The sequence below is a fragment of the Enterococcus sp. FDAARGOS_553 genome, from assembly GCF_003812305.1.
Taxonomy (GTDB): domain Bacteria; phylum Bacillota; class Bacilli; order Lactobacillales; family Enterococcaceae; genus Enterococcus_D; species Enterococcus_D gallinarum.
Genome location: NZ_CP033740.1, coordinates 474,108 through 488,207 on the forward strand (window position 1 = coordinate 474,108; position 14,100 = coordinate 488,207).

The 14,100-nt window shown below is 34.9% G+C and carries 10 protein-coding genes and 5 pseudogenes; 6 read left to right on the plus strand and 9 right to left on the minus strand.

The window, feature by feature from the left end:
- Positions 1–160: 160 nt before the first annotated feature.
- A complete protein-coding gene (locus EGX73_RS02600; protein ID WP_306297871.1) occupies positions 161–922 on the plus strand; it encodes a PHP domain-containing protein in 762 nt (253 codons plus the stop codon).
- A gap of 36 nt (positions 923–958) precedes the next feature.
- Here the strand turns inward: EGX73_RS02600 and EGX73_RS02605 are convergent, their stop codons facing one another.
- The 7 genes and pseudogenes from EGX73_RS02605 to EGX73_RS02645 all read right to left on the minus strand — a co-directional run bounded on the left by EGX73_RS02605 (position 959) and on the right by EGX73_RS02645 (position 6,068).
- Positions 959–1,456, minus strand: coding sequence for a GNAT family N-acetyltransferase (locus EGX73_RS02605; RefSeq protein WP_002295755.1), 498 nt, complete (start codon positions 1,454–1,456; stop codon positions 959–961).
- 55 nt (positions 1,457–1,511) lie between these two features.
- Positions 1,512–2,420 (minus strand): annotated as a pseudogene (locus EGX73_RS02610) (IS982-like element ISEfm1 family transposase).
- Between the two features lie 415 nt (positions 2,421–2,835).
- Positions 2,836–3,081 (minus strand): annotated as a pseudogene (locus EGX73_RS02620) (MerR family transcriptional regulator); the annotation flags it as partial.
- A 684-nt stretch (positions 3,082–3,765) separates the two neighbouring features.
- Positions 3,766–3,984: pseudogene (locus tag EGX73_RS02630) on the minus strand (IS256 family transposase); the annotation flags it as partial.
- A 163-nt stretch (positions 3,985–4,147) separates the two neighbouring features.
- A complete protein-coding gene (fetB, locus tag EGX73_RS02635; protein WP_002318452.1) occupies positions 4,148–4,912 on the minus strand; it encodes an iron export ABC transporter permease subunit FetB in 765 nt (254 codons plus the stop codon).
- The gene (locus EGX73_RS02640; protein ID WP_002307505.1) at positions 4,909–5,562 is read right to left on the minus strand and encodes an ATP-binding cassette domain-containing protein; all 654 of its coding nucleotides are present in this window, start codon (positions 5,560–5,562) and stop codon (positions 4,909–4,911) included. The genes fetB and EGX73_RS02640 overlap by 4 nt, the downstream gene beginning before the upstream one ends.
- Positions 5,563–5,645: 83 nt before the next feature.
- Positions 5,646–6,068, minus strand: a complete 423-nt coding sequence (locus tag EGX73_RS02645; protein ID WP_002307506.1) for a cupin domain-containing protein — start codon at positions 6,066–6,068, stop codon at positions 5,646–5,648.
- Between the two features lie 907 nt (positions 6,069–6,975).
- Here EGX73_RS02645 and EGX73_RS02655 point away from each other — a divergent pair.
- Positions 6,976–7,470, plus strand: a complete 495-nt coding sequence (locus EGX73_RS02655) for an ATP-binding protein (protein WP_002337568.1) — start codon at positions 6,976–6,978, stop codon at positions 7,468–7,470.
- 379 nt (positions 7,471–7,849) lie between these two features.
- Here EGX73_RS02655 and EGX73_RS02660 read toward each other — a convergent pair whose 3' ends face one another.
- Complete coding sequence (locus EGX73_RS02660; RefSeq protein WP_034703964.1) at positions 7,850–8,206, minus strand: helix-turn-helix transcriptional regulator; 357 nt, start codon at positions 8,204–8,206, stop codon at positions 7,850–7,852.
- Positions 8,207–8,403: 197 nt separating this feature from the next.
- Here EGX73_RS02660 and EGX73_RS02665 point away from each other — a divergent pair, with 197 nt between their 5' ends.
- Positions 8,404–8,487 (plus strand): type I toxin-antitoxin system Fst family toxin, encoded by an 84-nt coding sequence (locus tag EGX73_RS02665; RefSeq protein WP_071869432.1) that lies wholly within the window; start codon positions 8,404–8,406, stop codon positions 8,485–8,487.
- A gap of 314 nt (positions 8,488–8,801) precedes the next feature.
- On the opposite strand, the gene EGX73_RS02670 is transcribed toward EGX73_RS02665, so the two are convergent.
- Positions 8,802–9,002, minus strand: a complete 201-nt coding sequence (locus EGX73_RS02670; RefSeq protein WP_002337566.1) for an LPXTG cell wall anchor domain-containing protein — start codon at positions 9,000–9,002, stop codon at positions 8,802–8,804.
- Between the two features lie 695 nt (positions 9,003–9,697).
- Between EGX73_RS02670 and istA the strand changes: the two are divergent.
- From istA to EGX73_RS02685, 3 genes and pseudogenes are all read left to right on the plus strand, one after another.
- Positions 9,698–10,923: pseudogene (istA, locus tag EGX73_RS02675) on the plus strand (IS21 family transposase).
- A gap of 10 nt (positions 10,924–10,933) precedes the next feature.
- A pseudogene (gene istB / locus EGX73_RS02680) lies at positions 10,934–11,696 on the plus strand (IS21-like element helper ATPase IstB).
- 339 nt (positions 11,697–12,035) lie between these two features.
- Complete coding sequence (locus EGX73_RS02685) at positions 12,036–13,331, plus strand: ISL3-like element ISEfa5 family transposase (protein ID WP_123866709.1); 1,296 nt, start codon at positions 12,036–12,038, stop codon at positions 13,329–13,331.
- Positions 13,332–14,100: the final 769 nt, after the last annotated feature.

A 14,100-nucleotide genomic window follows, 5' to 3' on the forward strand; every position in this document is an offset into this window, starting at 1 on the left:
AGATTCATTACTAAAACTTCATTAATTTTATAAATTCTCCCTTTTAACTAAAAAAAGAAAGATGCAAACGGTATCTTTCTTTTTAATATAAGAATATAAAATACTACCCGTGGTGCTAGTTAATTTTTTCCTAGAGGAAAATGTCTAAACATGTTGGTAAATCAACAAAAAAACGCATATAGTAGTCTCAAAACTCCCAAGAAATGAGGACTATTTAACAAACTACGATGGTTACGTCGTGACAACTGAACATTTTGACTTAGCCAATCCTGTTACTAAAGTCGATGATATCCCCGATTATGAAATGTACAGTCAAACAATCGATAGCTTAAATAAGCGTTTTGGCAATCGTGTTTTAAAAGGCATCGAAATCGGTTACATCGCTTCTGAAAAGGATCGGATCATCGACTATTTAGCCGATAAAGATTACGATTTAAAATTACTCAGTGTGCATCATAATGGTCAATTTGATTATTTAGATGACGAAGTCAAAGATATGGATCCTGCTATTGTGATTCCTCAGTATTTTGCACAACTTTCAGAAGCACTAGTTGTTATAGAAGCAGATGTCTTTGCTCATTTTGACTATGGTTTTCGGGTATTTGGTCTATCCGTTGCTGAATTTAAACAATATGAAGCGCAGTTTTTACCGATTCTAGATCAAGTAATCAAAAATAAATTGGCATTCGAATTAAATGCTAAGAGCGCTTACTTGTATGACAATTTAGCGTTATATGAATATGTCATCGATTTATATCTTTCACGTGGTGGTACCTTGTTTAGTGTTGGATCAGATGGGCATTACCTTGAACATTTCCGTTTCCATTTCGATGATCTTTTTGCTCTGTTAAAAGCAAAAGATGTGACGGAATTAGCGATTTATCAAAAAGGAAAGCGAATTATGGTTCCATTACCAGTCTAAAAAAACGTCCTCAGCATCAAAAGTGAGGACGTTTTTTTAGATTTCTTTTTCTAAAATCGGACAAATACGATCTTGTTTTCCTAAAGGAAAATGTTTGATCCCGATTTTTTTAAATCCATGACGTTCATAAAAACGAATACCTGCATGATTTTTTTCATAAACAGTCAAACGTAAATAACGTTTTTGTTTCGTTTTAGCATAACGATTCGCTTCATCGAGTAACCGTTGCCCTAACCCTTTGTTTTGATAATCTTTGAGCAGATAGAGCCGTTGAATCTCTATAGCATCTTTTTCATCATTGACTTTCATATAACCAATGAGTATTTGATGATCCTTAATACCAATAAATTTACTGGTTGACTGTGCCAATTCTACTGCCAATATTTCAGTTGTCAATTGTGTCTGTAAATATCCTTGCATATCAAGTGGATCTGCGCCATCGATAAACGATTCATAAAAACTGACAACACTTACAACTTGTAAAGCATCTAGATCATCATAATCTAAATACGCTAGTGTGATTTGATTGTTCATCTAACTCCTCCTTTTGACATAGTATACTATAAATCACCCGTGGTGCTAGTTAATTTTAATATCCTAAAGAATATCTCAAAGTTCCTTCAAAACGTCGTTGTGCTCGACTTAATAGAACACTGTAAGCCAGTAATATGCTTTCAAATCTACTCTCTAGCCCTTTAACAGAACGTGAGTTGAAATTTTGACAACCTAATTTTTCTAAGGAAGAAAAAACAGTCTCAACTGTTTTTCTTTGTTTCCCAAGTAAGCTGTGGTCTAGTTTTTCAGATTTATCCATGTTTTTACGTGGCGGAACGGATATAGTAATGCCCTTAAGGGCAAGCTTTTCATGGATTTTATGGCTAATATATCCTTTGTCCCCTAGGATATTGGGAAGATTCGCTTCTTCCGATAAAGTCTCTAACACTTTCACGTCATGGACACCTGGATTCGTGATTTAGTAAGTAATCGGAAAGCCAGTCTTAGTAACGATCATATGAATTTTAAGACCATAAAAATAAGATTTTTTTGTTGAGTTATAGCCAACTTTGGCTATTTGATTCAATAGTTTTGCTTGTCTATTTCTAACTGGTTTACATAATAAACTAGGAAAACTATCTATAATTCCGACTAGTTCACCTTTGGTGAGCTTCTTGATGAAAAAGTATCGAATAATCTTGATAGTGTAAGCTAAGTTTGAACTTAAGCGAGTGAATCGACTCCTACTAGGAAAGTCACCATTAGGAAATAAGACGGAACAAACCGCTCTATACGTGGCTCTTTGGTTAGTATAGCCATTAATTTTGCCCCATATAACACAAGCAATAATCACTGTATCGCGTTGCTTCAGTTGATCAGTATTTCTTCGGTTTTTAATCTTATCTGGTACACAATTGTGGTATATGTTAGAAACAGTTCTCATAATTTCCTTGAATGTTATAAAAGTATCTGTATAATGTTCAGTATATTTTGATGAACGCATATGTAGTCCTCATTTCTTGGGAGTTTTGAGACTACTATATGCGTTTTTTTGTTGATTTACCAACATGTTTAGACATTTTCCTCTAGGAAAAAATTAACTAGCACCACGGGTTTAATAAGTTTTGTAATAATTACTCGACACGGTAGTTCGTTAGCTACGCAGCCACTGATCGTTGCATAGTTTCTGACATTGTTCTTATGATTCAGTAACTCTTATTCCGTTTGACTCCTAATAGTTCATGGGCGAAGCGCGTCCGTCTAAAATAGTTGTTTCTATCGTTTGAACCTCATTGACAATTTTTGGAGAATCTTACCATTCCTTTTCAGCAGTTAAATGTAAAATTCTTTAATAGCTACGCTTATTTTTCATCCAGAATGATAACCTCCCAAATTTTTCCTTCTATCTATATAGCATCATTTTGTGTTTCACGTAATTGAACTAGTTGAGCAAAATCAATTAAAGATTCAATCGACAATCCAGCATTTCGCAAGTTTTTTGCTAGATAAATCCAATTTAAATCATTGGTAGTATAATCTCGGTAGCCGCTCTCGTGGCGGTGAACGGGTGGTATCACGCCAACACGCTCATAATAGCTTAGTGTATCCACACTTAAATCAAACATTTCAGCTGCTTTTTTATATTCATCGAATCTCCTCCTCATTCTTCTTATTTATAATAAACCATGGAGTTAACTCTAGAGAAACCAGAAGCCTCTTGTCTCTATGCTAATACTATACTAAATACCTCCTCACATTCCGTAGACTATTAAAATATTAAGCAATAGATAAAATCAGTTAAATGCAACTTCTCATATTCTAATGTTTATTAAGTAAGAATAATGTTAAAATAAAAAAACGAAGAGTATTCGGCGCAGTCCAGAAAAACTTCCCCAAGTTTTCTGTGCCGGTACTCTTCTTAGATTAATGCATGTTGCTTAATCAGCCTACGCTATATATTTCTTTTTTGCAAGTAATTACGATGTAGAAGCAATGCTTAGGAATCCCTTACGTTTTTTCTATTTTTACTTTTGACTTCTTTTAAGTGCTATACTGGATAAGTACCATGAAAGTAGGTGTTCAAATATGAATACTAATTTTTATCCAGTGGAAGTTTTTAGTTCGGACTACCGTTTATATTCATCAAAAGCAAAAACAAATTTGTATGATTTTCAATCGAGACCACCTTTGATCACGTCATTTGCTGTGCTAAATTTGAAAGAGTTGCACAATATTCAACTCAAATTATTTATTTACGATATTGATATCGAAAAATTTTCTACTTTAGAGGAAGCTAAGGGAGTGTCAATAATTTTGTGTAAATGATTCTTCCCTACTGTAGATTGTTTCTAATTCTCCATCGGTTGACTCAGCATTTGTTCGAGCTCGCCTTCGGCCTGTTGGAAACCTTTATGACTGCGACCTAGGAATTTTTGGTTGTGAGTATCAAAAGACGAGACTAAGAAACGTTCCATCGACTCTTCATTTTGGAACTGTTCCTTGCGGTGGCTGTATTTCTTGATTTGCTTATTAAAGGATTCAATTAATCCAGTTGCTGCACTATATAAAAAATTTCATCATAGTTTCGCCCTAGTCGTTCCAAAGATTCGATGACAAAAATATCCTTCTTCCTTAAAAAATGAAGTTCTTTTTGTAATTATTCTCGTGAGGTCTTCTTTTAACTACATAAAATTGTAACCACTGGTTTTAAGAGTAGTGTATCATCCCAAATCATATAATTAATTGACTGCGATTGTTATAAAACTCACGGTAAGCCATATAACTAGCAATAAACGAAGAAATCGCAGTAACTGAAATCAACATAAACATCACAACAATTTGGTAACGAATCGCTTGAACAGGATCAATTCCCGCAAAAATCAACCCTGACATCATACCTGGTAGGCTGACAAGTCCAACCGTTTTTGTTCGGTCAATAGAAGGAGCCATGCCCGTTTTGACGCTTTCTCTTACAATACTCATGGACGCTTGTTTTTTATTGGCTCCCAATGCCAATTTTTCCAATACCTGTTGGCGTTGGTCCGTAAATTTTGAATTCAAAGACCGATAGGTCACTCCAATCGCAGTCATGGCGTTGCTGGCAATCATGCCTGTAATTGGAACTATTTGGGAAGGGGACCAGTCAATGACTCCTGAAAAAACAAGAATGAGTAAGGACAAGGCTGTTCCTACTCCAATAGCCGTCGTTGAAATTTTAAAAGAGCGGTTGATCCCCTCACTGCGTGTATGGGCGTTATAAGAAGCGTTGAACACAATGAACAAAACCATCGCTAAAGTGAGAAAGTTGTTATCCACTCGTAATACGTAGCTCAATACATATCCAATAAGGAATAATTGAACGACAGCGCGAATTCCCGCAATAAAAATGTCGTTTCCTAATCCCAATTTCTCTTTGTAATCAATCAACAAGGCAACTATCAAGAGGACAGAGGATAAAAGCAAAGAAAGATTACTGATTTCCAAATTGTTTGTCATTTCGATTCCTCCATTTTTCCACCTTTGATAGTAATCAGACGAGAAGCTTGATCGATTTCTTCCTGGTTGTGAGTGACGGCCAACACCGTAGTTTGTTGGTCTTTCATCATGTCTCGGACTAAATCAAGGACAATCGCTCTGTTTTCTTGGTCCAATGAACTGGTAACTTCATCCAGGAGCAACACTTTCGGTTGATACATCAAATTTCGGACCAATGCAACCCGTTGTTTTTCCCCTCCTGATAGTTCCTTGACCTCTTTCGATAAGTAAGTTTCAGGTATTTGAACTCGTTCTAATAATTTTTTTGCACGTTCCCGATCAAATCCTTCTTCTCTTATGCGGGCAGGAAAAGACAAGTTCTCTTGAACTGTCTCATCGAATAGAGAAGCGTTTTGAAAGAAATAAGAGACTTCTTTTCTATACTCCACAGGATCGATTTTTTGCAGATCCGTACCTCGATAATAAATTTTTCCGGAAGTTGGGGAAAGCAGCGTACCAATTAATTTCAAAAGGGTACTTTTTCCACTTCCAGAAGGACCAGAAAAAACAATCACTTCCCCTTTGTTTACTGTAAAAGAGATATCTTGAAGGATTTGGTTTCCGTTTGCCTGAAAACCAACCTTCTCTAATTGAAACAATGAATCACTCATACCACTTCTCTCCTTTATAAAAAAGCCCTGCACCAGTGGACCATCCATACGGGTGCAGGGCTTTTGTTTCATCCTAGTGTACCTCAGTGTTCGTTTGGATCGTTTTTGGCGTCTTCATGAGTAGGGTGAACCGTTCCTTCAAGGTGATCTGGACCAGCATAAATGGTATACAGTCTGAGCGGCTTATCACCGGTGTTTTCGATGTTGTGCCACATGTCCGCCGGAACAAATACGGCGTCATCATCCATCACTTTTTGTTGAACATGTAAGTTATCTTTAGAAGGCCCCATTTTACACACGCCTTCTCCTTCTTCAATACGGATAAATTGGTCAATGCCTTCGTGCACTTCCAAACCGATGTCATCGCCCGGTTGAATGGACATTACGGTGACTTGCAGTTTACTGCCTGTCCAAATGGTCGTCCGGTAATTATCATTTCCTGTGGTGGCGTCTTCAATATTAATGATATACGGCTTCTTCCCATGATCCTTGTAGTCTATTTCCATCTTCCATTCCTCCTAGTCTTTGTACTGAAACAATGATACCTACTTCTTATTTATAATAATTCTAATTAATGGTACCACATCTAAAATTCTATGCAAAAAAATTGGCTTTTTGGAGAGCGATTCTAAACAAAGACCATATAACGCGCAATTACAATTGGTACCCCTTAATCCTCAGCACATAAAGGAAAAAATATGGAATCAAAAAATAACCGATATGTACTCTGGTTATGACTTGAATCAGGGAGAATTTCAGAGACGACACATCATACTTTTTTAGTTTACACTTGTAAACTAACTAGCGTACATTAAGTTTATGCTCACTATCAAGCGTTGTCAATCCTTTAGACTCTTATCAATTTCGAAAGAAAGTAGCAAGGTTATTGATTGTGACTGTAAAAGTGGGGTGTTCCTATAAGCACATTAAACTATCTTCTCTAATTTATCATGCTATTTAAATTCTGTTTTTTCATGAGAATTTTTGTCCAAAACTTGTTAAAATGATTTTAAAAAATACTTACATACACAATCCCCAAAAGACACTAATGTCATTTCAGTCAAAAAAGATACCGCAGAAAATTTCCACCTGAGATTCAATACGATATTACTCTCTTGACAGCCAGCTTAATTCCTTAGTTGAATAGATTATTAAAGTGCACAAAAAAACAATGCGGCGTTTGTTATATTTTCTGGTATAAGCGACGGTGCTATAAACTTTTTTGCAGATTAAAAATCATATGAATTTAACTCCAGTAATAAGAGATTAAGTGCCAATGCATAAATGGAGGCATGTCCAGCACTATGCGAATGCTAAAACATCAATAGTACAGGAAATCATGAAAAGAGCGAATAGTAATAATGCTTAAGGAGAGTGTCATGTTTTCTTGGTTTGTTATAGGAGGTTATATCAATGAAAAATACAGTAGATAATTTGTCGAAAAGTAAAGTTATTTTAATGTGCGGCCCTGCGGGAGCAGGTAAATCAACACTAGCAAAAAAATTTGAAAGTACCGGGATGACAATACTATCTTATGATGAAGAATCATTCAAACGAGGTTTGAATGAACATCCTTTACCTCAGGAGGTTTTAGAAGATATTAAAACCTATCTTGATGAAAAACTAATTTCACTTATCATGCAAAACATTGATATTGTTCTCGATTATTCATTTTGGTCTAGAGAAATGAGAAATGAATATATTTCATTATTAAAGAAATACGACATAGAACCCAAAATCTATTATATAAAGACACCTAAGGAAGTTGTTATGGAACGTATTCGAAAAAGAAACGGAAATCATCAAAATGATATCATATTGACGGAGCAAACAGCTTCCACTTATTATGATCATTTTCAACCCCCAACTGATGAAGAAGGTGAAGTTATAGTAGTCGAGGGATATTAATATTGTGGTTTTAGGCATGGAAATTGTACTAGATGATAAGTTTTGTCAAATTTTTTGAAAGATATACTTCCAACAAGGGGATACCAGCTTCAGGTGATATCATTATTGTCATCTCAGAGCAGGGGGTAGTATTGATTCAGCCGGAAGAATAAGTGGCGATGCAATGAAGACGATGAATGCATTATTGAAATTACAGGAAAAAAACTTACTGAAATACGTTATGTTTATTCTTTTGACAACTCTACTCAATCATGATTATGCAATTAGACACGTTATTTTTTATCATGAATGGATATGTTCCCGTCTACCGATAGTGCTAAAAACGCAGTGGATATGTTTCCGAGAACGAACATACTCAAATGACATTCATTCTGTCCTCTCAAGCCACATCGAGTTGGTGGGATTGATAATAAGGGTGGATAAGTAGAGGCTGGAAATGGCTTGATATAGCGGTATTTTGAGGATTTTGGAGAGTTGAGATTATTTCTTCTTCCATTTCTAAATCCAATGTTACTTGTTCTGATTCTGGTTCTGTTGGCTCATTTGGGATTAAATCCACTACTAGCGTTGAGTTAGTTAACTTTGCAATTTGTTCTAGTGTTTTTATGGTTGGATCTGATTTTCCTGATTCTATTCGTGAATAATTTGATCTACTCATTTCTAATTCTTGGGAGAATTTTTCTTTTGATTTGGTACCTCTCATCTTTTTTAAGTTTTCTCTAAATGCTAGTTCCAAGTTTCTCCCCCTGTTTATGTAAATATTTTGCACGTTTTCCATTTAATTATATCGTTACACCTTGTAAATCACAAGTGATTAATCACAAATCACTTGTGATTAGTGATTTTAGCTTTTATCTTAATTTATCAACTGTTTAGAATATTAAGTATGCTATACTAATTAACGGCAACTTGCCCCGTAAGGGGGTGCTATTCATGGAACAAATTATCTCGTTAGTTATCGCACCACTTTTAGTGGGTCTAATAATCACATTAGTTGATCATTGGTTAGATGATTAGACGATAGCAAGCAAGTTGCTGTCTAACTCACACGCTTGTATTCGCAACAAGTGCAAAGAAAAGCCCGACCTACTCGCAATAGGTTGGGCTTTTGTGCTATTCATTAGAACTTATCTCGTTTCGCACATTCATTATAGCATGATTTTAAAATGAAGCCAAGTTGCTGATTCTATCTGTTGTTATTGGTGTTGCCTAGAACGATTCTAAGCACATGTTTAATTTTAAAGTGGGCAATTTTATCTTTAAAATGTCCTACAATGATTCAATAAAAGCATGGCTGCTAGTGAAACTTGCGACCATGCTTTTAAATTTACTTAAATTCTCTTTTTAAAAATGATTCCTGATCCTAATACCATTAATGAACCTAGGACAGACAATGCAATATTTGCTGTTTCACCTGTTTTTGGTAAAACTTTCATTTTTCCGTCTAAACCTTTAACTGTAACTGTTCCGTCTTTTTGAACGTCTGCTCCAATTTCTTTAGCTTCAACTTTTTTTGTTGTTCCTATATTCAAAAATCATTTGACGATTAATTATTTTTTAGGTAGCGTATGTTTCAATAAACCAATTGAGTCTATCGTTAATAAGCTAAATAATCAGCCTATAGAATAGCAAGAATGGAAAAACTAACATGAAAAATTTTACGAAGAGTCAATTTTTTTGACTCATCTAAAATAATTTACATATTATCTCCACCAAAAAACATAGCTATTACCGGCATAACGATAAGGAAGATTGGAATTAAGCAAATTCCTGTAAGCCAAAACTTCTTTGATTTTTTATAAATTCCATAAATAATTATGGCTAATGGTATAAACCAAACTGCAAAAAAATAAATTGTGTATGAGAGCATAAGTCTCTTCCTCCTTTTAAACAAAGGTATCATGACAAAAAACTTAACTCTATAAGAATTTCAATTCTTTAAACCTTTTTAATAAAAAATAGTGTTTAAAAAATACTTATTAGATACTTTATCTCATTTTTATAATTTTTACAAACACTCTTAATATTGAACTTAATTAGACAATTCTAGTAGAAAAGTATCTTTCATGCAGCACTATTCAAACAATTTTCGCAACTTCTTTTTTTATCTTCATTTCTTCATTGTGTAAAGGGCCACGATAAAATGTAGGAAAAGGGCCATCGAAAATGTAGGTTAGATTTAAAATCTGATATTCTTTTTCATGAAACCATTCAAGGAGAGTGACTCATGCGAGAAGATGTCTTAGAAGGAGTCTTACGACACATTATGAACGATATTCAACCTAACTATGCAGCCATGGTTAAGCAATATAATTGTGATTACCGAACAGTCAAGCGTTACTATGAAGCTGGAACTAAATGGGAAGTAGAACAGATCAAAAAGAGACAATCTTCTGCTCCTCTTTTATTAAGCGGTTTTGAAGAAATTATTAAAGATAAAATGGAGTTAAGCTGTTCCGCTTCTTCAATTTATTATTTTATTAAGAAAAAAGGATATCAAGGTGGCTATACCACCGTCAAACGATATTGTCGGAACTATCGAGAAAAGCGTGTAAAAAAAGCAACCATTCGAATTGAAACGACGCCAGGTCTTTCTGCTCAAGTCGATTGGAAAGAAAATATTAAGATGGTGAGTAAACATGGTGAAGTCTTTTACTTCAATCTTTTTCTATATATTCTAGGCTATTCTCGCATGAAAAACTTAGAGGTAACCTTTGATCGAACCCAAGCGAATGTCTTCAATTGTTTGGTCAATGCGTTTGAGTACTGCGGGAATGGTGTTCCTCAAGAAATTTGGTTTGACAATATGAAAACAGTTGTTGATAGAAGTAAAAGCCAATTTAGTCAAACCGTTTTTACCGAAAATTTCGTCAATTTGCTAAAGATGCTGGATTCAATCCGATTGCTTGTCGCCCTTTTCGTCCACAAACCAAAGGCAAAGTAGAAGCTTTAGCTCGTACTGTTAACCGCTTAATGGTCTTTAACTACGAGTTTGAAAATGAGCAGGAGCTAAAACGAATCGTCTATGAGTTTATGAATGACTTAAATAATGAACGTTCTCAAGCAGTGAATAATCATCCCTCTAAGCTTCTTATAGATGAACAATCGGTGTTGCGTCCTTTCAATCGTTTAGAATTAGTCAGATATGTTTCTAGAACCCAACACGTAATTAGAAAAGTTTCCATTGAATCCATGGTCCAATATCAAAACTCAAAGTATTCTGTTCCCGTGAAATATATTGGTAAAGAGGTAACTTTAGATGTCCGTAAGGACAGTCTATTCATTTGGTATGGCCATCAATGTATTCGCTCGCACCCATTAAGCAAAAAAACCTTAAATTATCAACGTGATGACTCTCTTGAGATTCTTCGATCTGATGTCTTCAAATACTTAGAAGACGAAGAGTTGGAGCGCTTTGTAGAAGAAAATTTAGATGCTTACGATGAATTATAAGGAGGCTCATATGTCAAATTACCATCAGTTATTAAATCAATTATCAGATTTAAATCTTACCTGTATCAAAGAAATTTTACCTGCCCATTTAGATGAAGTAGCTAAAAATGAACAATCTCTAGTTGATTCTTTATTTGAATTAACACATCAAGAAATTAGCTATCGTAGAAAGGAGACCCAAAGAAAAATTTTAAAACGGGCAATGTTTCCCTATCATAAACGCCTTCATGATTTTTAACTTTGATTTTCAACCCAAAATCAAAAAAAGTGAAATTCAAGATTTAGTGACATTACGCTTTTTAGACACGTATGACAACCTTTTATTCATTGGAAATAGCGGTGTTGGAAAAACCCATTTAGCCGTTTCAATTGGTTTAGAGTGTATTGATAGAGGGCAGAGCTGTTTATTTATCACTAGTACAGAACTGGTTAATCGACTTATCCGGGCACATAAACGTGGGACAAGTGATACCATGCTCAAAAAATATGCGAGCTATTCTGTATTAATTATTGATGAAGTCGGGTATCTCCCCTTCTCAAAAGAAGGATCTAACTTACTGTTTCAACTAATTAATATGCGATACGAAAGAAAATCAACGATTATTACAACGAATATTCCTCTGTCTCAATGGTCCGAAATTTTTGGTAATAAGAAATTGACTAATGCTTTATTGGACCGATTGGTCCATCATTCTAAAATTATTCAAATTACAGGACCTTCCTATCGAATGAAAAGTTATAGTGAAACGAAAGGAAAAGAAACGAAACGATAAAGAGAAAACTACCTACAATTTCAATGGCCCAAAACCAACATTTTATTATGGCCCTTGACACCAACAATTGATTCCAATAGAACTAGCAAAAGAAACAGGTCAAGACTTTGCTGATATGATGGCTCATCAGTAAAAGAGCTGGTCAAAAGCTGGTCATTTCTAGTATACAGGCAAAACAAAAAAAGCTAGAATCCTTATATATCGGCTCTATAATTTATGGGACTGATGAATCAGAATTGATTCTTCAGCCCCATTTTTATTTTAGGTATTAAAAAACATATCGTTCTCTAGTATGATTAAATCACGACAAAATAAACAACTGAGAGGACGATATGCTATATGAATGATTCTATCAAAAAAATGCTGCGATTAATAGAGAAAGATTTGATGATTACAGAGGTCTCTTACGAGACCTTTCAGAAGAAAAAGACGTTGATCGTCGATGCTGTTTTCTCACCTGCTCCCCATACCTGTAGAAATTGTGGTTCTACTGTGGTAGATGGAAACGGGAAAGTAATTGTAGTGAAAAATGGGAAGAAGGAAACGATTGTCCGCTTTGAACAATACAATCACATGCCTTTGGTTATGCGCTTAAAAAAGCAGCGCTATACCTGTAAAAACTGTCGAACCCATTGGACGGCTCAAAGTTATTTTGTTCAACCCAGACATTCAATCGCGAATCATGTCAGATATAAAATTGCTTCTTTGCTGACTGAAAAAGTATCTTTATCTTTTATTGCGAAAAATTGTCAGGTATCTTTGACCACCGTTATTCGTACGTTGAAAGAGTTTAAAAGCTACTTACCAAAGCAATCTAAGAGGATTCTCCCCAGAGTATTGATGGTTGATGAATTTCGTTCGCACGCTTCCATAGAAGATAAAATGAGCTTTATTTGCGCAGATGGCGAAACAGGACAATTAATTGATGTCTTGCCTACGCGTAAATTGCCTCGATTAACAAGCTATTTCTTAGGCTGCACTAATCCTGAAGAAGTAAAATTTTTAGTCACAGACATGAACGCCGCCTACTTCCAGCTTACCAAACGTATTCTGCCAAATGCGAAAGTAGTGATTGATCGGTTTCATATTATCAAACACATGAATCAAGCCTTTAATGAGTTGCGTATCCGTGAAATGAATGAACTTCGTAAAGTAGGACAGAAAAGTCAGGCAGAAAAACTGAAAAAGAACTGGCGCTTTTTGCTAAAAAATCGTGCAAACATCAACCATTATGAATACAAAACATGGAAAAGTTTTCGATCACCAAAATACCCATTTCTTACGGAAGCGATGATGATTGATCGATTGCTTGGCTTTTCTACGTCCCTGAAGGAGGCGTATCCCTATTTTCATGAATTAGTTGAAGCCTTTCGAGACAAAGACCCTGACTTATTTTTCTCCTTATTGGCAGAACTTCCCGAAACGTTAGATGACGGCTTTCGGGAAAAGCTCCAAAACCTTCTGACCTATGAAGAAGGCATCACCAACGCGATGATCTATCCTTACACCAATGGAAAAATAGAAGCGAAGAATACCCATATAAAGACAATGAAACGAGTATCCTACGGATTTAAATCATTTGAGAACATGAGAATTAGAATCTTTTTGATCAATCAATTAATCAAAGTAAGATAACAAAAAATCTGAGCCAGAATGAGGTTCATTCTGACCCAGATTTGATTTTGTACAACCCATCAGTCCTTATTGACAAAGAGCCTATATATCAAGGGTTCTAGCTCCTATAACAGGTTTAACCTACACTGCCTTCCATATAAAAGAATGGGTTTTGTTAATCGTGATTAAGAGCAATTAACACTGGTGTAACAGGTTTCAACTGATATTTAACATCATTAGGAAATTATAAATGTAAGTGCATGCACTTACAAACGCACTTACAATTTTATCCACCAACGCCAATTAGAATAGATATCAAAAATTCGATATTACAGCTTCGATATTAAATACATACTACTATTTGGCGAACATATAAAATTTATGTTTAATATACCATAACTGGCATATTAGTCACAGCTTTGCAACGAGCGCTTAATAACAATCACTTTCCTTGGTAAACAAATGACTTGCTAAAGCGAGTTTGTACATAATTATATTCATATTACTTGCAGTAATTTAGTTTATGCTATAAATTAGTAATTGCGTGCAATACTTTAAGAAGAGTAGTTAGGCGGTGAAAACTTGGGGAAGTGCGCCTAATACTCTTCTTTTTTATTTTATCATTATTTCAACGTAATAGAAATTATTGATTAGAAAATCGTCATAAATTGGTTGAATTTAATTAATAAAAGGTGTACAGGAATTATAAATGCTTGTCATAGGGCATTGTCCATTCTCAATATATTTGCAAAACCACATAGCACCGCCAAACCATTTCATTGTATTTTAA

What these genes read in the sequence shown, in the direction of transcription:
- EGX73_RS02640 (WP_002307505.1), bottom strand. Translation starts at nt 5,562, where the DNA reads ATGAGTGATTCATTGTTTCAATTAGAGAAGGTTGGTTTTCAGGCAAAC.
- EGX73_RS02665 (WP_071869432.1), top strand. Translation starts at nt 8,404, where the DNA reads ATGGAACAAATTATCTCGTTAGTTATCGCACCACTTTTAGTGGGTCTA.
- EGX73_RS02605 (WP_002295755.1), bottom strand. Translation starts at nt 1,456, where the DNA reads ATGAACAATCAAATCACACTAGCGTATTTAGATTATGATGATCTAGAT.
- EGX73_RS02645 (WP_002307506.1), bottom strand. Translation starts at nt 6,068, where the DNA reads ATGGAAATAGACTACAAGGATCATGGGAAGAAGCCGTATATCATTAAT.
- fetB (WP_002318452.1), bottom strand. Translation starts at nt 4,912, where the DNA reads ATGACAAACAATTTGGAAATCAGTAATCTTTCTTTGCTTTTATCCTCT.
- EGX73_RS02685 (WP_123866709.1), top strand. Translation starts at nt 12,036, where the DNA reads ATGAATGATTCTATCAAAAAAATGCTGCGATTAATAGAGAAAGATTTG.
- EGX73_RS02655 (WP_002337568.1), top strand. Translation starts at nt 6,976, where the DNA reads ATGAAAAATACAGTAGATAATTTGTCGAAAAGTAAAGTTATTTTAATG.